The organism is Marinobacter alkalisoli, assembly GCF_045449855.1.
Lineage (GTDB): Bacteria > Pseudomonadota > Gammaproteobacteria > Pseudomonadales > Oleiphilaceae > Marinobacter.
In genome coordinates this window covers 19835-46303 of the sequence record NZ_JBJJLC010000030.1, presented here as the reverse complement: position 1 = coordinate 46303, position 26469 = coordinate 19835, and the positions used below count along the sequence as shown (strand labels likewise).

The following is a 26469-nucleotide window of genomic DNA, read 5'->3' as shown; positions in this document are numbered from 1 at the left end:
GCGTTTTCCGCGTTTTAAAAACAGGGTTTTAAAGCATGGCCAAGCGCGATTATTACGAAATTCTCGGGATCTCCCGGGATGCGGACGAGAAGGAAGTCAAGCGGGCTTACCGCAAGCTCGCAATGAAGTATCACCCCGACCGTAACCCGGATGACACTGACGCCGAGAACAAGTTCAAAGAGGCCAGCGAAGCCTACGAAATACTGGCGGACCAATCCAAACGGGCTGCCTATGACCAGTTCGGTCACGCTGGCGTTGATGGCCAGGCCGGCGGTGGATTCGGAGGCGGCGGCGCCAGCTTCTCCGATATCTTCGGTGACGTATTCGGGGATATCTTCGGTGGCGGCGGTCGTGGCCGCAATACCCGTGGCTCCGACCTTCGTTACACCCTGGAGCTGGACCTGGAAGAAGCGGTCAAAGGTAAGACCGTCCAGATCCGCATCCCGGGTCACAGAGAGTGCGATACCTGCGATGGCAGCGGTGCGGAAAAAGGTTCCCGCCCGGAAGCTTGTGGTACCTGTAACGGTATGGGGCAGGTTCGCATGCAGCAGGGATTCTTCACTGTGCAGCAGGCATGTCCCACTTGTCGTGGTTCGGGCCAGGTCATCAAGAACCCCTGTAAGGCCTGTCATGGTCAGGGCAGGGTGCAGGAAGAAAAGACTCTTTCCGTCAAGGTTCCGCCCGGTGTGGACACCGGCGACCGCATCCGCCTCTCCGGCGAAGGAGAGATGGGCGTTGATGGTGGCCCCCCTGGCGACCTGTATGTGCAAATTGCCGTTCGCGAGCACTCCATCTTCACCCGTGATGGCCGTAACCTGTATTGCGAAGTGCCCATCAGCATCGTGGATGCTACCCTCGGTGGAGAGCTGGAAGTGCCGACGCTGGATGGCCGCGTGAAGCTCAAGATTCCGCCGGAAACCCAGACCGGAAAACTTTTCCGTCTGCGCAACAAGGGTGTCAGCCCGGTTCGTGGCGGTCCGGCAGGTGATTTACTCTGCCGCGCAATCGTGGAAACCCCGGTCAATCTGACCAAGCGTCAGCAAGAGCTGCTGGAAGAGTTCCAGCAAACACTGGACGGCACCAACGGCACTCATCATGCTCCGAAGAAAACCTCCTGGTTTGAGGGTGTGAAAAGTTTCTTTGACGAAATGAAATTCTGAGGACAGATGACATGAGGGTAGCAATCATCGGCGCCGCCGGGCGCATGGGCAAGGTTCTGATCGAAGCCGTTGAGGGCACCGAAGGTCTGGAGCTCGGCGCAGCCGTCGTCGAGCCGAGCAGCTCGCTGATCGGTGCGGATGCCGGAGAGCTGAGTGGCATTGGCAAAACCGGCGTGACCCTGGCTGGCAGTCTGACGGAAGTGAAGGACGACTTTGATGTGCTCATCGACTTTACCTTCCCGGACCTGACCCTGGAAAATGCTGAGTTCTGCAAAGCCAACGGCAAGATGATCGTGATCGGCACCACCGGTATGACCGACGCCGAAAAAGAGCAGCTGGCCGTGGTTGCCGAGTCCACCCCCGTGGTGTTTGCGCCCAACATGAGCGTTGGTGTCAACGTGGCCCTCAACCTGCTGCGCACCGCCGCGGCAGCATTGGGTGACGACTACGACGTGGAAATCATAGAAGCCCACCACCGCCACAAGAAAGACGCCCCGTCAGGCACGGCGCTGCGTATGGGCGAAGTGGTTGCCGATGCCCTTGGCCGCGACCTGAAGGAATGCGCGGTGTATGGCCGCGAAGGCTTCACCGGCGAGCGCACCCGCAAGGAAATCGGTTTCGAAACCATCCGCGCCGGCGATGTGGTCGGTGATCATACTGTCCTGTTTGCCACCGAAGGCGAGCGCATCGAGGTGACCCACAAGGCCAGCAGCCGGATGACCTTTGCCAAGGGTGCCATGCGGGCGGCGTTATGGCTGCAGGGCAAGCCGGCGGGGCTTTATGATATGCAGGATGTTTTGGGGTTGAAGTGAGGGTTGGGTTGTCGGATTACGAGGCTGGCGCCTCTAATCCGACCTACGTGGGCTAATTCGATCTACGTCAACTCGTAGGTAGGGGATTGGAGTTCTGTTTTCCGGGAATTTCGAAGGCCATGGATGGCCTGAGAGAAGCGCTCATGGATGAGCTCGTAGCGGTTCCCGGAAAACAGAACTCCAAGCGCCTGCCGGACTCAGCGCCTTGCTCCAGCGCTTTCCGTCAGGAGGTAGATTTCAGATGGACATAAAGCGCCATATTTTTTACAATAAGGCGGTTTAACTGCACCAAGCGTAGCTTTGAAAATGTCAGGGAACCGAAAACGTTCCCGGGGAAACAAAAAGGCGGGACGGAGTTGAGACTCCCTCTCGCTTTTTTGCGACCTGAATTTGCGCTTGCGTTCCTGTTCGTGACGAACTTATACGCCACTCGATGAGGATACAAGCCTTGAGCACACCTGCAATCCTTGCACTCGCAGACGGAAGCCTGTTTTACGGCACCGCCATTGGCGCTGAGGGAGAAACCAGCGGCGAAGTGGTGTTCAACACCGCCATGACCGGTTACCAGGAAATCCTGACCGATCCGTCCTATTCTCGCCAGATTGTCACACTGACCTACCCGCACATCGGCAACACCGGTGTGAACGAAGAAGACGTAGAGTCAGGCCGCGTCCAGGCCGCGGGCCTGATCATCCGCGATCTTCCCCTGATCGCGAGCAACTGGCGCAGCACCGGCAGCCTCGACGAGTACCTGCGAACAAACAACATCGTGGGCATTGCAGACATCGACACCCGCCGTCTGACCCGGATTCTCCGCGACAAGGGCTCCCAGAACGGCGCGGTAGTAGCCGGTGAAGGTGCGACCGCCGATCGGGCGCTGGAGCTGGCCAACGCCTTCCCGGGTCTGAAAGGCATGGACCTGGCGAAAGAAGTCACCTCCGGCAAAACCTGGACCTGGAGTCAGAGCGAATGGACCCTGGGAGAAGGTTACGGTGAGCGCACCGAATCCCGCTTCAAAGTGGTGGCATGGGACTATGGCGTCAAACTGAACATCCTGCGCATGCTGGCGGCTCGCGGCTGCGACATCACCGTGGTACCGGCGCAGACCCCGGCCTCCGAAGTGCTGGCGATGAATCCGGACGGCATCTTCCTGTCCAACGGCCCCGGTGATCCCGAGCCCTGCGATTACGCCATCACCGCCATTCGCGACGTGCTGGAAACCGAGATTCCGGTCTTCGGTATCTGCCTTGGCCACCAGTTGCTGGCCCTGGCCAGCGGTGCCAAGTCCATCAAGATGGGGCATGGCCACCACGGTGCCAACCACCCGGTCCAGAACCTGAAAGATGGCACGGTGATGATCACCAGCCAGAACCACGGGTTCGCAGTGGATGAGGCCAGCCTGCCGGATAACCTGGAGGCGACCCATAAATCCCTGTTTGACGACTCCCTGCAGGGTATTCGCCGCACCGACAAGCCGGCCTTCAGCTTCCAGGGGCACCCGGAAGCCAGCCCTGGCCCCCATGACGTGGCGCCGCTGTTTGATGAATTTATCCGGTTGATGGAAGCCCGATAAGCTTCCGGGTTTGTTCCCGGTTGACGCTTCCTGAGTGAAACGGGCGCCGCACATTGCGATGCAAGAAATTTTAAGTTGCTGACAGGTTTACCAAGAGATGCCAAAACGTACCGACATTAAAAGTATTCTGATCCTGGGCGCCGGCCCCATCGTGATCGGTCAGGCGTGCGAGTTTGACTACTCCGGAGCCCAGGCCTGTAAGGCCCTGAGGGAAGAGGGTTACCGGGTCATCCTGGTTAACTCCAACCCGGCAACCATCATGACCGACCCGGTGATGGCCGATGCCACCTACATCGAGCCGATTACCTGGAAGACCGTCGAAAAAATCATCGAGAAAGAAAACCCGGATGCACTGCTGCCCACCATGGGTGGTCAGACCGCACTGAACTGTGCGCTGGATCTGGAGAAGCACGGCGTACTGGAAAAGCACGGCGTAGAGATGATCGGCGCCAATGCCGATACCATCGACAAGGCCGAAGACCGCGACCGCTTCGACAAGGCCATGAAGAAGATCGGTCTGGAGTGCCCGCGCGCCACCATCGCCCATTCCATGGCGGAAGCCTGGGAGGTGGCTGACGACATCGGCTTCCCCTGCATTATCCGTCCGTCCTTCACCATGGGTGGTTCCGGCGGCGGCATCGCCTACAACCGCGATGAGTTCGAGGAAATCTGTACCCGTGGCCTGGATCTGTCCCCGACCAACGAGCTGCTGATCGACGAATCGCTGATCGGCTGGAAAGAGTACGAGATGGAAGTTGTCCGCGATAAGAACGACAACTGCATCATCGTCTGCGCCATCGAGAACTTTGACGCCATGGGCGTGCACACCGGCGACTCCATCACCGTGGCCCCGGCCCAGACCCTGACCGACAAGGAATACCAGATCATGCGGAACGCCTCGCTGGCGGTGCTGCGTGAAATCGGTGTGGAAACCGGTGGGTCCAACGTGCAGTTCGGTATCAACCCGGATACCGGCCGCATGGTGGTGATCGAGATGAATCCGCGGGTGTCCCGTTCGTCCGCCCTGGCCTCGAAAGCCACCGGCTTCCCGATTGCCAAGGTCGCGGCCAAGCTGGCCATTGGTTATACCCTGGACGAGCTGCGCAACGAAATCACCGGTGGCGTCACCCCGGCGTCGTTCGAGCCCAGCATCGACTACGTGGTCACCAAGATTCCGCGGTTCACCTTCGAGAAGTTCCCCCAGGCCGATGCCCGTCTGACCACCCAGATGAAGTCCGTGGGCGAGGTCATGGCCATTGGCCGCACTTTCCAGGAGTCCCTGCAGAAAGCCATGCGAGGGCTGGAAGTGGGCTCCGAAGGCTTTGAGGAGAAAGTGGATTGCGCGACGACCGACGGGCAGGAAACCCTGACGCAGGAGCTGAATGTACCTGGCGCGGAGCGTCTCTGGTACATCGGCGACGCTTTCCGGTGCGGTATGACGGTCGAGGACGTATTCAACAATACCCACGTCGACCCCTGGTACCTGGTACAGATTGAAGACCTGATCCGCGAAGAGCAGGCGTTGAAATCCGCCGGCAAGGCCGATATCGACCGCGATACCCTGTTGCGTCTCAAGCGCAAGGGCTTCTCCGATGCCCGCCTGGCCAAGTTGCTGGGCATTTCCGAGGTCAGCCTGCGCAAGCTGCGCCACGACCTCAATATCCGCCCGGTCTACAAGCGGGTTGATACCTGTGCCGCCGAGTTCGCCTCGGACACCGCGTATATGTACTCCACCTATGAGGAAGAGTGCGAAGCGGACGCCTCTGATCGCGATAAAATTGTGGTCATTGGTGGTGGTCCGAATCGGATTGGTCAGGGCATCGAGTTTGACTACTGTTGCGTTCACGCCGCCCTGGCCATGCGTGAAGATGGTTATGAAACCATCATGATCAACTGTAACCCGGAGACGGTATCCACGGATTACGATACATCTGATCGTCTGTACTTCGAGCCGATTACTCTGGAAGACGTGTTGGAAATCATCAACGTCGAAAAGCCCAAGGGTGTGATCGTTCAGTACGGTGGCCAGACGCCACTCAAACTGGCCCGTGGTCTGGAAGCGGCCGGCGTACCGATCATCGGCACCAGCCCGGATGCCATCGACCGTGCCGAAGACCGTGAGCGCTTCCAGCAAATGATTGGTCGGCTTGGGCTGCTGCAGCCCGAGAACGCCACGGTGCGCAGCCACGAGGAAGGTATCCTGGCGGCCCGTGAAATCGGCTATCCGCTGGTGGTGCGTCCGTCCTACGTGTTGGGCGGCCGGGCGATGGAAATTGTTTATGACGAGGACGAGCTGGTTCGCTACATGCGCAACGCGGTTCTGGTTTCCAATGACAGCCCGGTACTGCTGGATCACTTCCTGAACGCCGCCATTGAGGTGGATATTGATGCCATCTCCGACGGCAAGGACGTGGTGATTGGCGGTATCATGCAGCACATTGAGCAGGCCGGGGTTCACTCCGGTGATTCCGCTTGTTCGTTGCCGCCGTACACCTTGCCAAAAGACGTGCAGGACGAAATGCGCGAAGCCGTCCGCAAGATGGCAATTGAGCTTGATGTTGTGGGTCTGATGAACGTCCAGCTGGCCTGGCAGGACGGCAAGATCTACGTGATCGAAGTCAACCCGCGGGCGTCCCGCACCGTGCCGTTCGTGTCCAAGGCCATTGGTGTGTCATTGGCGAAAGTGGCAGCGCGGGTCATGGCTGGTAAATCCCTGGCGGAACTTGGCTTCACCCAGGAGATTGTGCCGACCTATTACGCTGTGAAGGAGTCCGTGTTCCCGTTCAACAAATTCCCGGCGGTGGACCCGATCCTCGGCCCGGAAATGAAATCGACCGGTGAGGTGATGGGGATCGGTGACAGCTTTGACGAAGCGTTCGCCAAGGCTGCGCTGGCGATTGGGGAGCGTCTGCCGGATCGGGGTACGGCCTTCATGTCCGTACGCGATGTGGACAAGCCCGGAGCTGCCGAGGTTGCACAGGATCTTGTGGATGCCGGCTTCAAGCTGATCGCCACCACCGGTACCGCGAAAGCCCTGAAAGAGGCGGGTATCAAGGTTGAGCGAGTGAATAAGGTCCGCGAAGGCCGTCCGCATATTGTGGATGCCATCAAGAACGGCCAGGTTCAATTGATTATTAACACCACCGAAGGGCGCAAGGCCATTTCCGACTCGGCGCAGATTCGCCAGTCCGCCTTGCAGTCCAAGGTAACCTATACAACGACTCTGGCGGGTGGCGAAGCCTTCTGTCGGGCCATCAAGTTTGGCCCCGAGCGCACCGTTCGTCGCCTTCAGGATCTACACGCAGGAAAGTAAGACTATGGCTGACAGAGTACCCATGACAAAGGCGGGTGAAACCCGCCTCCGCGAGGAGCTTCAAAAGCTGAAGTCCAAAGATCGCCCGAGGGTGATCGCCGCCATCTCCGATGCCCGTGAGCATGGCGATCTGAAGGAAAACGCGGAATACCACGCTGCCCGGGAGCAGCAGAGTTTTATCGAGGGCCGGATCCAGGAGATTGAGGGCAAGTTGTCCGCGGCCCAGGTGATTGACGTCCACACCATCGAGAATACCGGTAAGGTAATCTTCGGCGTTACGGTACACCTGCTGAATGTCGATACCAACGAGCAGGTGGTTTATCAGATCTGTGGCGAGGACGAGGCCGATATCAAGGCTGGCAAGATCTCGATCTCCTCACCGATTGCACGGGCGCTGATTGGCAAGAGCGAGGGTGACATTGTTGCCATTCGCGTGCCGTCTGGCACTGTGGAGTATGAAATCGAGGATGTGGAGCACATCTGAGGCCCCATCCATGAAAAAGCCGGCAGCGAGTGTTCGTTGCCGGCTTTTTTGTTGCTTCCATGTGCTCAGCTTTTATTGCGGAGCAGGTTGGACAGCTTGGGGTTGGGCTTTTGGGCGCGGCGCATGATGACCGCGATCTTGCCAATGGTCTGGACCAGTTCGGCTCCGGAATCTCTGCACAGTTGGGAAATGGCTTCCTGGCGTACTTCCCGGTCGGGGCTGGCGATCTTGACCTTGATCAGCTCGTGGTCGTTCAGGGCGCGCTCCAGCTCTTCCTGAAGTCCTTCGGACAGGCCTTTGTCGCCGACGATGATGACGGGCTTCAGGTTGTGGGCGATGCCCCGGTACTCCCGGCGCTGTTCCGGTGAAAGACTCATGATGTAATCTCTTAATGGATGCAATTAACAAAACGTCAGCGGCGTAATGGCCGCCAAAACCGTATAATCGACGGATTGTAACAGATTGGAACGGTGGAGAAATGGCCATTACCACGTATCACGACGTTCCGTTGCGCGTCTGTTTCTGTTTTATTTCGGAGGTTTGTTTTGGCCCGTTCAAAAACCAGTGATCGCTGGCTCAAGGAACATTTCGATGATGTCTGGGTCAAAAAGTCCCAGGAAGATGGCTATCGTTCCCGTGCCAGCTATAAGCTGATTGAGCTGGACGACAAGGATCGGTTGTTCCGCCCCGGTCAGGTCGTTGTGGACCTGGGCGCAGCCCCGGGAGGCTGGTCACAGGTGGCAATGGAGCGTGTCGGGGACAAGGGTGTTGTCGTGGCCAGTGATATTTTACCGATGAATCCGATCGCCGGTGTGGACTTTGTCCAGGGCGATTTTACCGAGGACTCGGTGCTGGAAGAATTGTTGGGAATTCTGGGAGATCGAAAGGCAGACGTTGTAATTTCCGATATGGCGCCCAATATGAGTGGTATGGCTGCCGTTGATATCCCCAGGGCCATGGGGCTGGTTGAGCTGGCATTGGATATGGCTCAACAGGTGCTTCGCCCCGGGGGTGTGTTTGTGGCCAAGGTGTTTCAGGGCGAGGGTTTTGATGCGCTGCTGGCTGACATGCGGAAGACTTTTAATACGGTTGTAAGTCGCAAGCCTGATTCCTCCAGGGCAAGATCCCGGGAGATCTATCAGGTCTGCAAGGGCTTCAGGGGCTGATTTGTGAAGTCCCGTTGGTCCGCATATCCGGTGGGCCCTGTGGCCGATACGGATGGGCCGATTGTGGTGGAGCGGCGTACAATTGGTGTAAGGTGTTCAAAAAGGTTTCCCTGAAGACGGTCAACCTTTCAATTCACAGGTGACGATCCTTGAACGATATGGCAAAAAATCTGGTTCTCTGGCTAATTATAGCCGCCGTACTGCTGATGGTGTTTCAGAACTTTACTCCCACCACCAGCGGACAACAGGTCAATTATTCGCAGTTTGTAGAAATGGTACAGGACGGACAGGTCCGTCAGGTCACCATTGATGGTCTGCAGATTCAGGGTACCCGTGGGGATGGCTCTCAGTTTCAGACTATCCGCCCCCAGGTGTCCGATAACAAACTTATGGATGACCTGCTGGCAAATCGCGTCGAAGTCATCGGCAAGGAGCCTGAGCGCCAGAGCCTCTGGACTCAACTGCTGGTCGCTGCCTTCCCCATTCTGATCATCATCGCGCTGTTCGTATTTTTCATGCGACAGATGCAGGGCGGTGGTGGTGGCAAAGGCCCCATGTCGTTCGGCAAGAGCAAGGCTCGGCTGATGAGTGAGGATCAGATCAAGACCACCTTTGGTGATGTGGCCGGTGTTGATGAGGCCAAGGAAGACGTCAAGGAATTGGTGGATTTCCTGCGGGATCCGAGTAAGTTCCAGCGCCTGGGCGGCAGCATTCCCAAGGGCGTTCTGATGGTCGGTCAACCGGGTACCGGTAAGACGTTGCTGGCCAAGGCCATCGCCGGTGAAGCCAAGGTGCCGTTCTTCTCCATCTCCGGTTCCGACTTTGTTGAAATGTTCGTGGGTGTGGGTGCGTCCCGTGTCCGTGACATGTTCGAGCAGGCCAAGAAGCAGAGCCCCTGCATTATCTTCATCGATGAGATCGATGCGGTCGGTCGTCATCGTGGTGCCGGCATGGGCGGCGGTCACGATGAACGTGAGCAGACCCTGAACCAGTTGCTGGTTGAAATGGACGGCTTTGAGGGCAATGAGGGTGTCATCGTCATCGCCGCGACCAACCGTCCGGATGTGCTTGACCCTGCGCTGTTGCGTCCGGGCCGCTTTGACCGTCAGGTCGTGGTTGGTCTGCCGGATATCATCGGCCGTGAGCAGATCCTCAAGGTACACATGAAAAAAGTGCCGCTGGCGGACGGTGTGGAACCGATCCTGATTGCCCGTGGTACCCCCGGATTCTCCGGTGCCGATCTGGCTAACCTGGTGAACGAGGCAGCCCTGTTCGCTGCTCGCCGTAACCAGCGCCTGGTATCGATGGAAGAGTTTGAGCTCGCCAAGGACAAAATCATGATGGGCGCCGAGCGCAAGTCCATGGTGATGAGTGAAAAGGAAAAGCGGAACACGGCTTACCATGAATCCGGACATGCGATTGTCGGGCGTCTGATGCCGGAGCACGACCCGGTCTACAAGGTGAGCATTATTCCCCGTGGTCGCGCCCTGGGCGTGACCATGTTCCTGCCGGAGGAAGACAAGTACAGCCACAGCAAGCGCTTCCTGATCAGCTCTATTTGCAGCCTGTTCGGTGGTCGTATTGCCGAAGAACTGACCCTTGGCTTTGATGGCGTGACCACCGGTGCCTCCAACGACATCGAGCGTGCCACCAGTCTGGCCCGGAACATGGTCACCCGTTGGGGTCTGTCCGAGAAGCTGGGGCCTCTGCAGTATGATACTGACGCTGAAGAGCCGTTCCTTGGTCGTTCTGCGGGCCAGGCTCAGACGGTTTACTCGCCAGAAACGGCGCAACGCATTGATGAGGAAGTCCGTAACATCATTGATGAGTGCTACGAGAAGGCGAAGCAGCTGCTGGTTGAAAACCGCGACAAGCTGGACCTGATGGCCGATGCGTTGATGAAGTACGAAACCATTGACCGGTATCAGATTGACGACATCATGGAAGGCCGGGAGCCTCGTCCGCCGAAAGGTTGGGGAGACAGCGGTCCGACCGGTGGTGTGTCGTCTGACGAGCCCGAGTCGGCGCCTGCGTCGCAAGGTTCGGATGACGGGAAGCAGCCGGGTGTCGGTCGCCCCGCCGGCGAACACTGACGGCGGCTAACCTGATAACAGTCTGTTTTATCTGACGGCGCCGCCCCTTTCGGGCGGCGTTTGTTTTTGTGTGCTGCTTGAAAAGGATGACCTATGGAAATGAATTTCGCCGGCCGGGTGTTGGACATGGCCCGCTGCCACGTCATGGGTATTCTGAACGTTACGCCGGATTCCTTCTCCGATGGTGGGCGCTTTAATCGACCGGATGCCGCGCTCGCCCGCGCCCGTCAGATGGTGGCGGATGGCGCGGCTTTTATCGACGTTGGTGGAGAGTCGACGAGGCCCGGTGCCGCCGAAGTATCGGTGGCCGAGGAGCTGGACCGGGTCTGCCCCGTAGTGGAGGCGATTGCCCGAGAGCTGGATGCCGTCATCTCGGTGGATACCTCCGCCCCTGAAGTCATGGCCGAAGCCGCCAAGCTGGGTGCTGGGCTGATCAACGATGTACGGGCACTGCAGCGCGATGGTGCGCCGGAAGTGGCAGCCGCAGCGGGTATTCCGGTTTGTATCATGCATATCCAGGGTGAGCCTGATTCCATGCAGGACAACCCCGAGTACCGTAATGTGCGCCGGGAGGTCAGCTCGTTCCTGACGGAGCGAATGCGTGTGGCAGAGGCGGCGGGAGTGCGGCCAGACAACATTATTCTTGATCCCGGCTTCGGGTTCGGGAAAACGCTTGAGCACAATCTGCAGTTACTGAACTCTCTGGAGCAGCTTCATATTCTCGGGCATCCCTTGCTGGTGGGGGTGTCCCGCAAAAGCATGTTGGGCCATATTACCGGTCGCGAAGTCAATGAACGGTTGCCGGCAAGTCTTGCTGCCGCGACAATATCCGCCATGAAGGGCGCATCCATTATCCGCGCCCACGATGTCCGGGAAACCGTGGACGCCGTCAGGGTAGTGACGGCCATGAAGGAGGCTGGTCGATGACCGACAGAAAATATTTTGGCACGGATGGAATTCGTGGCTGTGTAGGGGATGCCCCGATTACCCCCGAGTTCATGTTGCACCTCGGGTGGGCTGCCGGACAGGCATTCAAGCGGGCCGGACAGCGGAACAGTGTACTGATCGGCAAAGACACGCGGTTGTCCGGGTATATGTTTGAATCCGCGCTGGAGGCGGGTCTGTCCGCCGCCGGTGTTGACGTCAAGTTGCTGGGGCCGATGCCTACGCCCGCTATCGCCTACCTGACCCGGACTTTTCGCGCGTCTGCGGGTATTGTTATCAGTGCCTCCCATAATCCCCATCATGACAATGGCATCAAGTTTTTCTCCGCCAACGGCACCAAGCTCGATGACGCCCTGGAAGCGGAAATTGAGCGCTGGATGGATGAGCCGATCAGGGTGTGCGATGCCGCGGAACTGGGCAAGGCGTTCCGCGTGGATGATGCACCGGGGCGTTACGTGGAGTTCTGTAAAAGCACGGTGCCTAACGAATTCACTCTTGAGGGGCTGAATGTAGTGCTGGATTGCGCCCACGGCGCTACCTACCATGTTGCTCCCAAGGTGTTTCGTGAACTTGGCGCCAGGGTCTCGGTCATTGGTGCTGATCCCGATGGTCTCAATATTAACAAGGACGTTGGATCTACCCATCTGGAGGCCCTGAAGCAGGCGGTTCTGGACAGGAAGGCGGATCTCGGGATTGCCTTCGACGGTGATGGCGACCGGGTGCTGATGGTGGATCGCGACGGTTCCGAGGTCGATGGGGACGAGTTGCTCTATGTTATCGCCTCTCAGCGGCATGCGGCGGGAACCCTCCACGGCGGCGTGGTTGGTACGTTGATGACCAATCTGGGGGTTGAGTTGGCGCTGAAGGAGCAAGGCATCGCATTTGAGAGGGCCAAGGTAGGAGATCGCTACGTCATGGAGCGCCTTCTCCAGAATGGCTGGCTACTTGGCGGCGAGGGTTCTGGGCACATGGTGATAAGAGATTGTACGTCCACCGGTGACGGCATTGTGTCGGCGCTTCAGGTGCTGCTGGCTGTTCGCCGTTCCGGCAAGGCCTTGTCTGAGCTCCGTCAGGGTATGAGCAAGCTGCCCCAGAAGATGATCAATGTACGGGTGGATCAGCGCTTTGATCCGCTGGGGCGGGAAGATGTCGCCGCTGCCGTGCGAAAGGCCGAGGCTGACCTGGGGGATACCGGTCGCGTTCTGCTGAGAGCTTCCGGCACCGAGCCGTTGATCCGGGTGATGGCCGAAGGTCAGAATGCCGCAGAAATCATCCGCGTAGCAGAAGAGCTTGCGGTGGTTGTCGAGAATTCCCGCGCCTGAGTTTGTAGGGCGGGAGTGTTGTCTGGTCGGGTGGACTGCTGTATAGTTCGCCCTCCCTTGAATTCGGGGGCTGTTATGCGCCGTAAGATCGTAGCCGGAAACTGGAAAATGAACGGGTCGACAGACCTGGTGGAAAACCTGGTTGGCTATGTCCGGTCAGAGGTGTCATCTCTTGATAATGGTGTGGAGGCTGTTATTATTCCTCCCGCCCTGTATGTCCGGGATGTGAAGTCTCTGGCGGGTGATCGGGTTTCGGTTGGTGTGCAGAACGTCGCATGCTGGGAATCCGGGGCTTACACCGGTGAGGTGTCAGCCGTCATGGCGAAAGACTGCGGATGTCACTACGCGCTGGTTGGTCATTCTGAGCGCCGGCAGTTGTTCGCTGAAACCGACGCAACGGTTGCTGACAAGGTAGCCCAGTTGATGTCGCAGGGGCTGAGCGCCATTGTTTGTGTAGGCGAAACCCTCGCGGAGCGTGAAGCCGGGCAGGCGGAAGAGATTGTATCCGCTCAGGTTCGCAAAGGTCTGGCGGGTGTATCCGGAGACGGTTGGCGGAAGATTGTGGTTGCCTACGAGCCAGTTTGGGCGATAGGGACTGGCAAGACCGCCACCTCGGATGACGCGCAGGCGATGCATCGGTCGATCCGCAAGGTTCTGGAAGACATGGGTGCGCCAGCGGAAGAGATATCCCTGCTTTACGGCGGCAGTGTAAAAGCGGATAATGCAGCCGCTCTTTTTGCCGAGCCGGATATAGACGGCGGTCTGATCGGCGGGGCATCGTTGGTAGCAAAAGATTTTGTGAGTATCTGCCAGGCAATGCCGGCAGGTTCTGAAAGTTAAAGGTTCGCGAGAGTCGTTATGGATTGGTTGGAAACACTGGTTGTCGTTGTGCACGTGGTTATCGCGGTGGCGCTGGTGGGTCTGGTGCTGATCCAGCAGGGCAAGGGCGCCGATGCCGGCGCGGCCTTCGGCGGCGGAGCCTCACAGACAGTATTTGGCAGTCAGGGCAGCGGTAGCTTCCTGACTCGCATGACCACCTTGCTGGCGGTTGTGTTTTTTGTAACGAGTTTTTCGCTGGCCATTTTCGCCAAAGAGCGTGCCGAAGTTGCTGGAGAAGCCGGGATTCCGGTGGTCCAGGAATCTTCCGAGGCGTCTGATGCCCCGGTGGATATGGAAGAAAGCGAAACCGAGAACGGGGAGTCTTCAAGTGAAGACGAACTCCCCGAGCTTGAGTAAGGTTGTTGCCCAGGTGGTGGAACTGGTAGACACGCTATCTTGAGGGGGTAGTGGCGAAAGCCGTGCCGGTTCGAGTCCGGCCCTGGGCACCATATAGAAGAAAAACGGCTTGGATTTTCCAGGCCGTTTTTTTTGGTCAGTCCTTGACCAGTCTGGCCGGCGTCTCTATACTCCGGCGGATATTGGAGCGGGCTCTGTACGGTGTTCAGTCCGCTTCTGGCAGGCCAGGTGTCTGTCAGCAGGAAACGGTAGAATGGGTTTGTTTCCTGCGAGTTCTTGCAACAAAAGGCCCCACTCGTTCGGGGCTTTTTGATTAAGGGGCCTGGCGCATCAGGCCCTGGTGCATAAAAAGGGCTGATCAACAGCCCTTTTTTTGTTTCTGGGGTCCGGAAAATCAAGAGATGGAGACGGTAAAACCTTGTCAGCCAAGCTAAAGCAACTGGAAGACATACTACGGCCGGTCGTTGAAGGCCTGGGATACGAGTTCTGGGGCGTTGAATTTCGCTCGCAGGGCCATCACTCCCTGTTGAGAATTTTTATTGACGATGCCGAAAACGGCATCGGCATAGATGACTGTGAAAAAGTCAGTCGGCAGGCCAGCGGTGTCATGGATGTGGAAGATCCCATCCAGACCGAATATACCCTGGAGGTATCATCTCCGGGGATGGATCGACCGCTGTTTCGTCTTGAGCAGTACGAGGCTTTTGCCGGTCACCAGGTTCAGTTGAAGTTGCGGATGGCTTTTGAAGGACGTCGCAAGTTTCAGGGCCTGATCAAAGGCGTGGAGGGCGATGACATCGTAATCGTAGTCGACGATCACGAGTACCTGTTGCCGTTCGACAGTATCGAGAAAGCCAACATCGTTCCGGTTTTTGAATAAGTCGGTGGACGCAAAGTTTATTTTTAAGGGCAGGGCAATCCAATGAGTAAAGAGATCTTGCTGGTGGTTGAATCCGTCTCGAACGAAAAAGGTGTCGAGAAGGATGTCATTTTTGAAGCAATTGAGCTGGCGCTCGCCACCGCTGCCAAAAAACGTTACGAAGATGAAGAGGCCGATATCCGGGTCTCCATCGATCGTCGCACCGGCGAGTACGACACCTTCCGCCGCTGGCTGGTTGTCGATAACGATGCCGTGCCGGCCCTGGGTACCGAGTTGACCCTGCAGGAAGCGGAAGAGATTGATACTGCGCTGAAACCGGGCGATATCCACGAAGAGCAGATCGAATCGGTGGCTTTTGGCCGGATTGGCGCCCAGGCGGCGAAGCAGATCATTTTCCAGAAGGTTCGCGAAGCTGAGCGCACCAAGATTGTTGATAGTTACCGTGACCGTGTTGGCGAGCTGGTATCCGGCACCGTCAAGAAGGTAACCCGGGACAACGTCATCGTCGACCTGGGCGCCAACGCCGAAGCGTTGCTGCCCCGCGAGCACCTGATTCCGCGGGAAACTTTCCGCATGGGCGACCGTGTTCGTTCCCTGCTGCTGGAAATTCGCACCGATCATCGCGGCCCCCAACTGATCCTGAGCCGCACCGATCCGCAGATGCTGATTGAGCTGTTCCGTATCGAGGTTCCGGAGATTGCCGAGGACCTGATCGAGATTCGCGGCGCTGCCCGTGACCCCGGTTCCCGCGCCAAGATCGCAGTGAAAACCAATGATCGCCGTATTGATCCGGTAGGTGCTTGCGTTGGTATGCGGGGCTCCCGCGTACAGGCGGTTTCCAACGAACTGGGCGGTGAGCGTGTGGACATCGTGCTGTGGGATGACAACCCCGCACAATTGGTGATCAATGCTATGGCGCCCGCCGAAGTGGCTTCCATCGTGATGGACGAAGATCGTCACACCATGGAAGTGGCTGTAGCGGAAGATAACCTGGCCCAGGCCATAGGCCGTAACGGCCAGAATGTGCGTCTGGCCACCGAGCTGACCGGCTGGACTCTGAACGTGATGACGGAAGAGGAAGCGGGTGAGCGTCAGGAGCAGGAATACAATCGCCTGCTTGAGCATTTTACCAGCAATCTGGATGTGGATGAGGAGTTTGCCGGCGTATTGATCGAGGAAGGGTTTACGTCCATTGAGGAAGTGGCGTACGTCCCCATGGAAGAAATGCTGGCCATTGACGGATTTGATGAAGACACCGTCACTGAGCTGCGCCGTCGTGCCAAGGATGTCCTGTTGAACCAGGCCCTGGCCAGTGAAGAGGCGCTTGAGGGCTCTGAGCCCGCGGAAGATCTTCTCAATATGGACGGTATGGACCGTAGCCTGGCCTTCAAGCTGGCGGGTATGGGAATTCGTACCATGGAAGATCTCGCCGAGCAGTCAGTTGATGACTTGCTCGAAATTGAAGGTATGGATGAAGAGCGTGCAGGACAATTGATTATGACTGCGCGCGCCCCCTGGTTTGAAGACCAGGCCTAATTCGGGAGGAGGACCTGTATGGCTGAAGTAACGGTAAAACAACTGGCCGCAGACGTAGGCGCTCCCGTGGATCGTTTGCTGAAGCAGATCGTGGAGGCTGGCCTGAAAGCCCGCTCCGAGAGCGACTCTGTGTCCAGCGATGAGAAGCAGCAGTTGCTGGCTTATCTGAGAAAGAACCATGGTGATGGTGGCGCAGAGCCGAACAAAATTACGCTGAAGCGTAAAACCACCACCACTCTGAAAGCTGGCCGCGCCAAGACAGTGAATGTAGAAGTCCGCAAGCGCCGCACGTACATCAAGCGCGCTGAAGTGGCGCCGGAGTCGGAAGCACCCCAGCCGGAAGAATCGGCAGCAGAAGCGCCTGCCCCGCAGGAAGCTGCACAGGAAGCGCCGAAAGTCACGGCAGAGCAGGCAGCCCAGCCGGAAACCGACAAGGCGACGACTGCGGAAACAGCGCAAACCGAAGAATCGGTCCCGGTCGCTGACAAGCCTGCGGCGAAGGCAGAGCCGAAGAAGAAGGAAGAGGAAGAAGTTTCCATTCCTGCACCTGAGGACATGCCGATCCCGCCGCCTGAAGAAGGCGAAGGCAAAGATCGCAAGCCGAAGAAGAAAAAGGAAAAGGTTCGCGAGCGCGGTGATGAGCCGGATGAAGGCAAGCCCAAGAAGAAGTCTGCGGGTCACCGCGGACCTCGCAACCGTCCGGTTGAAGAGCCTCTGGTTATCAATGAGGACGAGGAAGACACCACGCTGCGCAAGCCACTGCGGGCGAAAAAGAAACCCAAAGAAAAGCGTCACGGCTTTGAGAGGCCGACCAAACCAATGGTTAGAGAAGTACAGATTCCCGAGACCATTACTGTTGGCGACCTTGCCCAGCGTATGGCGGTCAAGGCGGCAGACGTAATCAAGACACTGATGGGTATGGGCGTGATGACCACCATCAACCAGCCACTGGATCAGGAAACCGCGGTCCTGGTGACTGAAGAGATGGGGCACACCCCGAAAGCCGTCAGTGAGGATGCGTTCGAAGAAGAGGTTCTCAGCGAATTCTCCTTCGAGGGCAAGGAAAAGACCAAGCGTGCACCGGTCGTCAGTGTCATGGGTCACGTTGACCACGGCAAGACGTCGTTGCTGGATCACATCCGCCGCACCAAGGTGGCGTCCGGTGAGTCCGGTGGTATTACCCAGCATATCGGCGCCTACCACGTGCAAACCGATCACGGCATGGTGTCCTTCCTGGATACCCCGGGTCACGCAGCCTTTACGGCCATGCGTGCCCGTGGCGCTCAGTGCACCGATATCGTGGTTCTGGTGGTAGCGGCGGACGATGGCGTCATGCCGCAGACCAAGGAAGCGGTTCAGCATGCCCGTTCTGCTGGCGTACCGATCGTTGTCGCCATCAACAAGATGGACAAGGAAGCAGCCGATCCGGACCGCATCAAGACCGAGCTGGCGGGTATGGACGTGATTCCGGAAGACTGGGGCGGTGACGTCCAGTTTGTTCCGGTTTCCGCCCACACCGGCCTGGGTATCGACGACCTGCTGGAAGCCCTGGTGCTGCAGGCCGAAATCCTTGAACTGGAAGCGTCTCCGGATGCGCCGGCCAAGGGCGTGGTGGTCGAATCCAGCCTCGAGCGCGGTCGTGGTTCCGTGGCAACGGTTCTGGTTCAGAACGGTACCCTGCGTCAGGGCGACATGGTTGTAGCCGGTTCTTACTTCGGTAAGGTTCGCGCCATGACCGACGAGGCCGGCAAGCAGACCAAGGAAGCCGGGCCGTCCATTCCGGTCGAGATTCTCGGCCTGAACGGTACTCCGGATGCCGGTGACGAGTTCTTTGCCGTAGCCGATGAGAAGAAGGCCAAAGAGCTGGCCGAGTTCCGTCAGACCCGCGAGCGTGAGCAGCGTCTGCAGCGCCAGCAGGCGGCCAAGCTCGAGAACCTGTTCGAGAACATGGGCAAAGACGAGGTCAAAACCCTCAACGTGGTTCTCAAGACCGACGTACGTGGTTCCCTGGAAGCCATTTCCAAGGCCCTGCAGGATCTTGGTAACGACGAAGTGCAGGTCAAGATCGTATCGTCCGGTGTCGGTGGTATTGCCGAAACCGACATCAGTCTGGCGATGGCAACCAACGCCGTGATCTTTGGCTTCAATGTTCGTGCGGATACCGCAGCCAAGCGCCTGGTTGAACAGGAAGGTCTGGACCTTCGTTACTACAGCATCATCTACAACCTGATTGATGATGTGAAAGCGGCCCTGACCGGCATGCTCGCGCCTGAGTTCCGTGAAGACATCATCGGTATTGCTGACGTGCGTGACGTCTTCCGATCACCGAAGTTTGGCCAGGTGGCCGGCTGTATGGTGACTGAAGGTACCGTACACCGTAACAAGCCGATCCGTGTGCTGCGTGACAACGTGGTGATCTTTGAAGGCGAGCTGGAATCCCTGCGTCGCTTCAAGGATGACGTACCGGAAGTCCGTAACGGCATGGAATGTGGTATCGGTGTTAAAGGCTACGACGTCAAAGTCGGAGACCAGATCGAAGTCTTCGATCGTGTCAGAGTCGAGCGCAAGCTCGAGTCCACGGGGGCCTGATGCCAAGAGAGTTCAGTCGTATTGATCGCATCGGCGATCAGATGCAGCGCGAACTGGCCCAGCTGATCCAGCGGGAGGTCAAAGACCCGCGGCTCGGCATGGTCACGGTCAATGCCGTCAAGGTGAGCCGTGACCTGGGTTACGCTGATATTTATGTCTCTTTGCTGTCTACGGAAGAGCAAACGGAAGAGTCCCCGGAGGTCAAGCAATCCCTGGCGGTTCTGAATAAAGCGTCCGGCTTCCTGCGCGGCCAGGTGGGCCGGGCCATGAAGCTGCGGGTCATGCCGCAGCTGAGGTTCCACTTCGACACGCTTCAGGGCTACAGCCGCAAAATGGATAACCTGATTCGGCAGGCTGTGGGTGACAAACCTGCGGTCTCCGATGACGATACTTCCTCGGATGATCCGGAGCGAGACGCTTGAGTCGCAGACGCAAAGGCCGTGACGTTAACGGTATCCTGGTGATCGACAAGCCTCTGGATGTGACATCCAATGGCATCCTGCAGCAGGTCAAGCGCCTGTTTGGTGCGGCCAAGGCCGGCCATACCGGCGCGCTGGACCCGTTGGCAACGGGTGTCCTTCCCCTTTGCTTCGGTGAAGCCACCAAGTTCTCCCAGATGATGCTGGATAGCGACAAGTCCTATATCGCCACGGCGAAGCTGGGCGTGCGCACGGAAACCGGTGACAGCGAAGGCGCAGTGGTTGAGGAAAAGCCCGTGCCCACTGGCCTGGATTCCGCGACCCTGGAGCCGATATTGGAACGGTTTCGTGGTGATATCCAGCAGGTGCCGTCGATGTACTCGGCGCTCAAGCACAAGGGGCGTCCGCTCTATGAATACGCCCGTGAAGGCATTGAAGTGGAGCGCCCGGCGCGTCCGGTCACCATCTACGAACTGACGCTGCTGGGCGTGCGCGATGATGAACTGGATATCGCGGTCAGCTGCACCAAGGGTACTTATATCCGCTCACTCGTTGAGGATATCGGTGAAGCACTTGGTTGCGGTGCCCATGTAACCGCATTGCGCCGTACCATGGCTTCGGGATTTACCCTGGCGGATGCCAGGCCCGTTGATCAGCTAGAAGCAATGCGTGAGCGTGGTGAGAGTCTGGATGGCCTGTTGGTGGCCCCGGATGCGGCCCTGTCGATGTTCCCGGAGCAGGAATTGAGCGGCCAGCCACTGGTATCGATAATTAACGGACAACCAGTTAGAATATCGGGTCAGCCCGTTGATGGGTTCGTTCGCCTGTACGGCAATGAGCGGTTCATCGGGTTGGCGGAAGCATTCCCGGAAGGGGAGGACACCAAACTGGTGCCTCGCCGACTGGTGAAGAGCAGCTGACGCGGTTATCAATCGCGAACGCTGGCTAGCCGGGCTGTAGAGATGCGTGGTTCGGCCGTATTCATTAGCATCGCAAACCATGAGGTGAGTTATGGCACTTTCTGCCAACGAGAAAGCACAGATCGTTAAGGATTTTCAGCAGGGTGATGGTGATACCGGTTCTCCTGAAGTGCAGGTTGCACTGTTGAGCCACAACATCAACAAGCTGCAGGATCACTTCAAGACCAACAAGCAGGATCATCATTCCCGCCGTGGTCTGATCCGGATGGTAAACCAGCGTCGTAAGCTGCTGGACTACCTCAAGCGTAAAAACGCTGACCGTTACCTGGATCTCATCCAGCGCCTTGGTCTGCGTCGCTAATCCGGTCGTCAAACGACCTGACGGTCAGCGGTCCGACGTTGGACCGGACTGGCCATCAACTGGCGGGGTGCCTTGTGCACTCCGCCAGTTGTGCTTTTCTCAGATCAGCAATGCTGCAGTGGGTTTGTCAGTGATCATCAGGGATTCCCTGTCGTAATGGAAAGCCGAAATTGATAGCAGGTTGTTGAAAAGCCCGGCCTGAGGTTCCCGTAGGGAACGGTTGTCAGTGCACGGGGTTTTACAACAGCCTGTTAGCTTTCAGGCGGGTTACCCTTCGGATCACATTGCGAACATCCTGTGGCTATAACGGTCACCCCGCAGGGGCGGGTTGGCTGAGTCAATTTGGACAAGATAATTTCAGGAGTTACCGTGGATCTGAATCCCGTAAAGAAAAGTTTTGAGCTCGGCGGCAAGACCGTCACTCTGGAAACCGGCCGTATTGCCCGTCAGGCAACCGGTTCCGTCCTCGTCACCATTGACGATATTTCCGTGCTGGGCACGGTTGTTGGCGCCAAGGAAGCGAAGCCGGGTCAGCCGTTCTTCCCGCTGACCGTCAACTACTTCGAGAAGACCTACGCGGTTGGTAAAATTCCGGGTGGTTTCTTCAAGCGTGAAGGTCGTCCTTCCGAGAAAGAGACTCTGACTTCCCGTCTGATCGACCGTCCGATCCGTCCGCTGTTCCCGAACGGCTTCATGAACGAAGTCCAGGTCATCACCACGGTGATGTCTTCCAGCAAGAATCAGGATCCGGATATTGCCGCGATGCTGGCGGCTTCTGCCGCGCTGTCCATTTCCGGCATTCCGTTTGACGGTCCGATCGGTGCCTCCCGCGTGGGTTACACCAACGAGCGTGGCTACTTCCTGAACCCGACCTTCGAAGAGCTGGAAACCTCCCTGCTGGATATGGTTGTTGCCGGTACTGAGGATGCGGTTCTGATGGTGGAATCCGAAGCCAAGGGCCTGACCGAAGACCAGATGCTGGGCGGCGTACTGTATGGTCACCAGGAAATGCAGACCGCCGTGTCCGCGATCAAGGAATTTGCCGCTGAAACCGGCAAGCCGCGTTGGGACTGGCAGCCGGAGCCGGAGAATACCGAGCTGCTGAATGTCGTCAAGTCCGAGGCGTCCGCTGCCATCGAGGAAGCTTACAACATTCGCGACAAGATGGAGCGTTACGCGCGCCTGAGCGAGATCAAGAATGCGCTGGTTGAGAAGCTGGCGGGCGAAGAAGAAGGCCAGCCTGCCGCGGATGAAGTCAAAAAGTATTTCGGCAAGGTGGAAAAATCCATCGTCCGTAATCAGGTGATCGATGGCAAACCGCGTATCGATGGCCGTGACAACAAGACCGTACGTCCGATTGAAATCGAAGTGGGTGTCCTGCCCAGCGTTCACGGTTCTGCCCTGTTCACCCGTGGCGAAACCCAGGCCATCGTGACTGCCACGCTGGGTACCTCCCGCGATGTGCAGACTATTGATGCCCTGGAAGGCGAGCGCAAGGATCCGTTCCTGTTCCACTACAACTTCCCTCCGTACTCCGTAGGTGAAGCCGGTCGTGTGGGTACACCGGGCCGTCGTGAGGTTGGTCATGGTCGTCTGGCCAAGCGTGGTGTTCTGGCGGTTATGCCGACCCTGGAAGAATTCCCGTATGCCATCCGTGCGGTTTCCGAGATCACCGAATCCAACGGTTCCAGCTCCATGGCTTCGGTCTGTGGTTCCAGTCTGGCGCTGATGGACGCTGGTGTGCCGATCAAGGCGCCGGTGGCTGGTATCGCCATGGGTCTGGTCAAGGAAGGCGACAAGTTCGCGGTTCTGACCGACATCCTGGGTGATGAAGATCACCTGGGTGACATGGACTTCAAGGTTGCCGGTACCAAAGAGGGCGTGACCGCCCTGCAGATGGATATCAAGATCAACGGCATCACCGACGAGATCATGGAACTGGCCCTGGAGCAGGCCCACGAGGCGCGTCTGCACATCCTGGGCGAGATGAACAAGGTGATCTCCGAGCCGCGTGCCGAGCTGTCAGCCCGTGCGCCGAGCATCACTGCGATCAAGATCAACCCGGACAAGATCCGTGACGTCATCGGTAAGGGTGGTTCCACCATTCGTGCCATCTGTGACGAAACCGGTGCTTCCATTGATCTGGATGACGACGGCAATGTGAAGATCTACGCGGACAACCAGGAAGCGGCCCAGGCGGCGGTTAACCGGGTTAAGGAAATCACTGCGGAGATCGAGGTTGGCGCTATCTACAAGGGTCGTGTTGAGCGCATTGTGGACTTCGGTGCTTTCGTTAACCTCCTGCCTGGCAAGGATGGTCTGGTGCACATTTCCCAGATCTCCGAGCGCCGGATCGAGAACGTGACTGACGAGCTGAGCGAAGGTCAGGAAGTTCTGGTCAAGGTTCTGGATGTGGACAACCGTGGTCGCGTGAAGCTGTCCATGAAGGAAATCAAGGAAGGCGACGTGCCGACCGATTTTTCCGCCTGAGGAGTGACCCCTTCAGGTAGGTCGGATTAGCCGCAGGCGTAATCCGACAAAAAAGCCCGCCGCTCTTCGGAGTCTGGCGGGTTTTTTGTTGTCTGGTGGTTGGGTGCATGCAGGGGTTGGGCCTCTCTTTTCAAAAGACGCTACGAGCACCCGCAAGCGGGTCCAGACAGCAATCACAGATTGCTGTCGTTCGCCTGCGCGCGAAGCTTCGCTTCTAAATCGCTTGTCTCACCCATGTGCGCTTCTTTCGGGCCGTCCTTGGCCCTCAAGACTTTTGAAAAGAGAGGCCCAACCCCTGCCCATACTTGGTCAGCGCCCGCTAAAGTAGCGTTCTAGAAGTAGGTCGGATTAGCCGCAGGCGTAATCCGACAATCGGTATAGGCTACTCGGAACTCCCTTCCATAAACCCAAGCACAGCCTCTTTATAAGCCGGAATCACAAACGTAGCCGCATGAGGCGTATCCGTTGGCAAGAATTCCTTGGGCTCCTCCGCCGCCTCAAACAAGGCCTCCCCATGGTGAAATGGAATAATCCCGTCCCGCACACTGTGAATAACCATCACCGGCACCGGGCTCATATGTCCAATATGGTCCACGCCTTCATAGTCGTCGGTGATGGTCCAGCTCAGCGGAATCTGGAACGGCCAGGTCAGCCAGAAGCTGCCGAGCTTTTCCCGCGCGATGCCGTGGAAGCCGGAGAAGGTGCCGTCCAGGATGACGCCGTCGAGGGGCGGTTGTTGCTGTCGTTGCACCCATTCGCTGGCCAGGGCGATGCCGAGGGCGCCGCCCAGGCTCTGGCCCAGGAGGTAGATCGGGCGGTTGTCTGTTTGCGGCTGCTCCATCAGCCAGCGCAGGCCGGTTTCGCTGTCGTGTAGGGTGCCTTCTATGTCGGGTGCGCCGGTGGAGCGGCCGTAGCCCCGGTAGTCGATGAGGAAGACGTTGTAGCCTTTCTCGGGCAGCCAGGCGACGTTCATCAGGTGGCTGCTGATGTTCTGGGCGTTGCCGTGGAGGAAGTAAACGGTGCCTTTGGGGTCGCTCTCAGGAGCTTCTGCGGGCAGCCACCAGCCGTGGAGTGTTTCGCCGTCGGCGGTGTCCAGGAAAATGTCTTCGTATTCCAGGTTGAGCCTGTCCGGGGTGATGTAGGTGACTTTGTCCGGATAGAAGAACACGCTGCTGCAGCCGGTTTGCAGCAGCAGTGTCGCGGTCAGAACGGCGCCGGTGAGCGCCTTCAGAAGTAGGCGTGCAGTCCCAGTTGCCATGTGGTGCGGTACCTGTCGTAGTGGTCTTCCCGGCTGTACTCGCCGAACAGGCTGAAGTCCCGTCCGAAGTGCCAGCCGGCTCTGGTGTAGAGTTGATCCTGGCGGTGTTGGTTGCCGACGATCCAGGCTTTGGTTTTTACCCCGGCCATCAGGCTGAAGCGGTTGTTCTGGTGCAGCAGCCCGAGATCAGCCCCCGGTGCGGCGTCATAGCCTTTGCTGAGGTCGTCGTCGATTTCCAGGTCGGCGGTGGCCAGGGCAAAGGCCTGTACGTGTGCGCCGAGGTTCCAACTGCCACCGGCGCCGCCTTCCAGGTAGGGGGTAAAGACCCGGTGGGTTTCGGTGTCGGTGCGGCGTCCGCCGAAGCCGACTTGCCAGGACAGTGGCGAGAAGAACTGGTTGCGGGGAGACAGCGAGCGGATTTCCACGCCAATGAGCTGTTCCAGCTGCAGTTCGTCGTTGTCGGTGTAATAGCGGGCATCCAGTCGCAGGAACTGAAGCTGGGCACCGCCCCGGTATCCGGCGGGCGGGTCGAGAACATCGTGGTAAGCCGGGCGCAGCGTCAACTGGCTGAAGTTGCGGTCTCCCATCCGGCCACCGGCGAGGCTGAAGCGGAAGGTGTCGTGGCCCTGATCGTCACGTACCTCTGGTTCGGGCGGTTTGTCTGGGGCGGGTACATCGCGTATCTGGCTGCGGGTTCTCAGCAGGTCGTGCGACAGTGGCGCCGCGTGCTCTCGTGGCCAGGCTTCGGCTTCACTCTGGTAGCGCACGTAATCGTAGGTGGCATCCAGCAGGTGGGCTTTTTGTTCGTCGGGCAGCCGCTTGACCTCTCCGGAATCCACGGGGACGTAGCCGTTGGCAATCGCGGCGGCCAGCGTCTGGTGATCAGCGGGCAGGTGGTCCAGTGAATGGGTCACGCTGGTTGCCGCCGAGGGCCGGTATTTCACCTCTTCCACCAGTTCCTTGTCCACCACCCAGCGCACGGTATCGGAGGGGATGGCGTGGGTGCTGACTTCGTCGAGCAGGTCGGTGCCCGGTCGCGCCACATCGATCAGTGCCAGCAGCCGATAGGCGCAGTTTTCGTCGAAGAAGTAGTAATCGAAGTTGATTTCCCGAAGTTCCCAGGCGTGGGCAAGCATGACGTCAACTTCGTCCTGGGTCAGGTTGAGTTGGTATTCCCACAGGTCCCGGTGTTCGATGTCGGAATACAGTCGGACCATCTCGTAATAGGGTTTGATGGAGGTAATGCCGGGATAGCCGCCAAAAATGCCCTTGTAGGCGAACAGGATTTCGCTGTCGTGGGCCTCGGCGTCTGCCGCGTAGGAGATGGTGTCCGCCAGTAGCAGATCGGCTTCCTCGTCGTCCTGGGGCGGGTCCAGACGGATAAAGGTGTGACCAAACATGGAGGACGGGCTGTTGAGGTAGGAAGCGGCAAACACCAGGGTGACGGTTTCGGTGTTCAGGGTGTCTTTCCACTCATCGTATCCGGGGCAGTCGATCTCGTTTCGGGGCAGGTCCAGCTGTTCTCTCAGCCAGCGATCCCTGGCGGGGAAGCGGCAACGGGCATGAGCATCGCCTTCGCCGGGGGCAGTGATGGCCTCCAGGGTGGCCTGTAGCTCTGCTTCGGGGGAGTGCTTGCCGTTCTCGCTGAGAAAAAAGGCGTCATCGTCGGCCTGGCTGGTATATCCGTCGGAATACCGGTTGGGCTGGTAGTGGATCAGGGTTAGCCAGTCGGGATGTTCGTGAAGCCGCACGGTATCAGGTAGAGGTGTGGCGAATGTGTGGGTGCCTGTTGCTGCCAGCCAGATCAAGGCCAGCCCGTACTGAAGCGTAGTGCGCATGAATAGTCAGTCGAATCCGGGTTGGGCGGATGGAGGTGTCAGGGAAGTGCGCCGTCCCTGGCGCAGTGGGTCCC

21 protein-coding genes and 1 tRNA gene are annotated in these 26469 nt (G+C 58.3%); 19 read left to right on the top strand and 3 right to left on the bottom strand.

From position 1 onward, the window contains the following. Positions 1-35 precede the first annotated feature (35 nt). The 5 genes from dnaJ to greA all read left to right on the top strand — a co-directional run bounded on the left by dnaJ (position 36) and on the right by greA (position 7342). Positions 36-1160 (top strand): molecular chaperone DnaJ, encoded by a 1125-nt coding sequence (dnaJ, locus tag ACJO5Y_RS12505; RefSeq protein ID WP_406987602.1) that lies wholly within the window; start codon positions 36-38, stop codon positions 1158-1160. Positions 1161-1171: 11 nt separating this feature from the next. Further along, the gene (dapB, locus tag ACJO5Y_RS12500) at positions 1172-1972 is read left to right on the top strand and encodes a 4-hydroxy-tetrahydrodipicolinate reductase (RefSeq protein WP_406987600.1); all 801 of its coding nucleotides are present in this window, start codon (positions 1172-1174) and stop codon (positions 1970-1972) included. A 448-nt stretch (positions 1973-2420) separates the two neighbouring features. Then, a complete protein-coding gene (gene carA / locus ACJO5Y_RS12495; protein ID WP_406987598.1) occupies positions 2421-3545 on the top strand; it encodes a glutamine-hydrolyzing carbamoyl-phosphate synthase small subunit in 1125 nt (374 codons plus the stop codon). A 97-nt stretch (positions 3546-3642) separates the two neighbouring features. After that, positions 3643-6858 (top strand): carbamoyl-phosphate synthase large subunit, encoded by a 3216-nt coding sequence (gene carB, locus ACJO5Y_RS12490; RefSeq protein WP_406987597.1) that lies wholly within the window; start codon positions 3643-3645, stop codon positions 6856-6858. Between the two features lie 4 nt (positions 6859-6862). Beyond that, positions 6863-7342, top strand: a complete 480-nt coding sequence (gene greA / locus ACJO5Y_RS12485) for a transcription elongation factor GreA (protein WP_406987595.1) — start codon at positions 6863-6865, stop codon at positions 7340-7342. 65 nt (positions 7343-7407) lie between these two features. On the opposite strand, the gene yhbY is transcribed toward greA, so the two are convergent. Continuing rightward, positions 7408-7719 carry a ribosome assembly RNA-binding protein YhbY gene (yhbY, locus tag ACJO5Y_RS12480; RefSeq protein ID WP_406987594.1) on the bottom strand — a complete coding sequence of 104 codons (312 nt, stop codon included), beginning with the start codon at positions 7717-7719 and terminating at the stop codon, positions 7408-7410. Between the two features lie 168 nt (positions 7720-7887). Between yhbY and rlmE the strand changes: the two genes are divergently transcribed. From rlmE to pnp, 14 genes are all read left to right on the top strand, one after another. Beyond that, positions 7888-8508, top strand: coding sequence for a 23S rRNA (uridine(2552)-2'-O)-methyltransferase RlmE (gene rlmE, locus ACJO5Y_RS12475; protein WP_406987592.1), 621 nt, complete (start codon positions 7888-7890; stop codon positions 8506-8508). A gap of 149 nt (positions 8509-8657) precedes the next feature. Continuing rightward, entirely contained in the window at positions 8658-10601 is a 1944-nt protein-coding gene (gene ftsH / locus ACJO5Y_RS12470) for an ATP-dependent zinc metalloprotease FtsH (protein ID WP_406987590.1), read from the top strand. A 93-nt stretch (positions 10602-10694) separates the two neighbouring features. After that, complete coding sequence (gene folP, locus ACJO5Y_RS12465; protein ID WP_406987589.1) at positions 10695-11528, top strand: dihydropteroate synthase; 834 nt, start codon at positions 10695-10697, stop codon at positions 11526-11528. Next, positions 11525-12868: a phosphoglucosamine mutase gene (glmM, locus tag ACJO5Y_RS12460; protein WP_406987587.1), complete on the top strand. Its 1344-nt coding sequence runs from the start codon at positions 11525-11527 to the stop codon at positions 12866-12868. The genes folP and glmM overlap by 4 nt, the downstream gene beginning before the upstream one ends. 75 nt (positions 12869-12943) lie before the next feature. Beyond that, positions 12944-13708 (top strand): triose-phosphate isomerase, encoded by a 765-nt coding sequence (gene tpiA, locus ACJO5Y_RS12455; protein WP_406987586.1) that lies wholly within the window; start codon positions 12944-12946, stop codon positions 13706-13708. 18 nt (positions 13709-13726) lie between these two features. Further along, on the top strand, positions 13727-14104 hold the full coding sequence (gene secG, locus ACJO5Y_RS12450; RefSeq protein ID WP_406987584.1) for a preprotein translocase subunit SecG: 378 nt from the start codon (positions 13727-13729) through the stop codon (positions 14102-14104). A 7-nt stretch (positions 14105-14111) separates the two neighbouring features. Further along, a tRNA-Leu gene (locus ACJO5Y_RS12445) sits at positions 14112-14196 on the top strand. Between the two features lie 326 nt (positions 14197-14522). After that, positions 14523-14984 carry a ribosome maturation factor RimP gene (rimP, locus tag ACJO5Y_RS12440; RefSeq protein WP_406987583.1) on the top strand — a complete coding sequence of 154 codons (462 nt, stop codon included), beginning with the start codon at positions 14523-14525 and terminating at the stop codon, positions 14982-14984. Between the two features lie 42 nt (positions 14985-15026). Next, the gene (nusA, locus tag ACJO5Y_RS12435; protein WP_406987581.1) at positions 15027-16520 is read left to right on the top strand and encodes a transcription termination factor NusA; all 1494 of its coding nucleotides are present in this window, start codon (positions 15027-15029) and stop codon (positions 16518-16520) included. A gap of 18 nt (positions 16521-16538) precedes the next feature. Further along, the gene (gene infB / locus ACJO5Y_RS12430; protein WP_406987579.1) at positions 16539-19109 is read left to right on the top strand and encodes a translation initiation factor IF-2; all 2571 of its coding nucleotides are present in this window, start codon (positions 16539-16541) and stop codon (positions 19107-19109) included. Next, the gene (rbfA, locus tag ACJO5Y_RS12425; protein WP_406987577.1) at positions 19109-19531 is read left to right on the top strand and encodes a 30S ribosome-binding factor RbfA; all 423 of its coding nucleotides are present in this window, start codon (positions 19109-19111) and stop codon (positions 19529-19531) included. The genes infB and rbfA overlap by 1 nt, the downstream gene beginning before the upstream one ends. Next, positions 19528-20448: a tRNA pseudouridine(55) synthase TruB gene (gene truB, locus ACJO5Y_RS12420; RefSeq protein WP_406987576.1), complete on the top strand. Its 921-nt coding sequence runs from the start codon at positions 19528-19530 to the stop codon at positions 20446-20448. The genes rbfA and truB overlap by 4 nt, the downstream gene beginning before the upstream one ends. A gap of 91 nt (positions 20449-20539) precedes the next feature. Further along, positions 20540-20809 (top strand): 30S ribosomal protein S15, encoded by a 270-nt coding sequence (rpsO, locus tag ACJO5Y_RS12415; protein ID WP_406987574.1) that lies wholly within the window; start codon positions 20540-20542, stop codon positions 20807-20809. A 375-nt stretch (positions 20810-21184) separates the two neighbouring features. Next, the gene (gene pnp, locus ACJO5Y_RS12410; RefSeq protein WP_406987708.1) at positions 21185-23299 is read left to right on the top strand and encodes a polyribonucleotide nucleotidyltransferase; all 2115 of its coding nucleotides are present in this window, start codon (positions 21185-21187) and stop codon (positions 23297-23299) included. Positions 23300-23681: 382 nt separating this feature from the next. On the opposite strand, the gene ACJO5Y_RS12405 is transcribed toward pnp, so the two are convergent. Beyond that, positions 23682-24557 (bottom strand): alpha/beta hydrolase, encoded by an 876-nt coding sequence (locus ACJO5Y_RS12405; protein ID WP_406987573.1) that lies wholly within the window; start codon positions 24555-24557, stop codon positions 23682-23684. After that, a complete protein-coding gene (locus tag ACJO5Y_RS12400) occupies positions 24527-26395 on the bottom strand; it encodes an Lnb N-terminal periplasmic domain-containing protein (protein ID WP_406987571.1) in 1869 nt (622 codons plus the stop codon). Before ACJO5Y_RS12400 ends, ACJO5Y_RS12405 begins: the two co-directional genes overlap by 31 nt. Positions 26396-26469: the final 74 nt, after the last annotated feature.

What these genes read in the sequence shown, in the direction of transcription:
- dnaJ (WP_406987602.1), top strand. Translation starts at nt 36, where the DNA reads ATGGCCAAGCGCGATTATTACGAAATTCTCGGGATCTCCCGGGATGCG.
- dapB (WP_406987600.1), top strand. Translation starts at nt 1,172, where the DNA reads ATGAGGGTAGCAATCATCGGCGCCGCCGGGCGCATGGGCAAGGTTCTG.
- carB (WP_406987597.1), top strand. Translation starts at nt 3,643, where the DNA reads ATGCCAAAACGTACCGACATTAAAAGTATTCTGATCCTGGGCGCCGGC.
- greA (WP_406987595.1), top strand. Translation starts at nt 6,863, where the DNA reads ATGGCTGACAGAGTACCCATGACAAAGGCGGGTGAAACCCGCCTCCGC.
- yhbY (WP_406987594.1), bottom strand. Translation starts at nt 7,719, where the DNA reads ATGAGTCTTTCACCGGAACAGCGCCGGGAGTACCGGGGCATCGCCCAC.
- folP (WP_406987589.1), top strand. Translation starts at nt 10,695, where the DNA reads ATGGAAATGAATTTCGCCGGCCGGGTGTTGGACATGGCCCGCTGCCAC.
- glmM (WP_406987587.1), top strand. Translation starts at nt 11,525, where the DNA reads ATGACCGACAGAAAATATTTTGGCACGGATGGAATTCGTGGCTGTGTA.
- tpiA (WP_406987586.1), top strand. Translation starts at nt 12,944, where the DNA reads ATGCGCCGTAAGATCGTAGCCGGAAACTGGAAAATGAACGGGTCGACA.
- secG (WP_406987584.1), top strand. Translation starts at nt 13,727, where the DNA reads ATGGATTGGTTGGAAACACTGGTTGTCGTTGTGCACGTGGTTATCGCG.
- nusA (WP_406987581.1), top strand. Translation starts at nt 15,027, where the DNA reads ATGAGTAAAGAGATCTTGCTGGTGGTTGAATCCGTCTCGAACGAAAAA.
- infB (WP_406987579.1), top strand. Translation starts at nt 16,539, where the DNA reads ATGGCTGAAGTAACGGTAAAACAACTGGCCGCAGACGTAGGCGCTCCC.
- rbfA (WP_406987577.1), top strand. Translation starts at nt 19,109, where the DNA reads ATGCCAAGAGAGTTCAGTCGTATTGATCGCATCGGCGATCAGATGCAG.
- rpsO (WP_406987574.1), top strand. Translation starts at nt 20,540, where the DNA reads ATGGCACTTTCTGCCAACGAGAAAGCACAGATCGTTAAGGATTTTCAG.
- ACJO5Y_RS12405 (WP_406987573.1), bottom strand. Translation starts at nt 24,557, where the DNA reads ATGGCAACTGGGACTGCACGCCTACTTCTGAAGGCGCTCACCGGCGCC.
- ACJO5Y_RS12400 (WP_406987571.1), bottom strand. Translation starts at nt 26,395, where the DNA reads ATGCGCACTACGCTTCAGTACGGGCTGGCCTTGATCTGGCTGGCAGCA.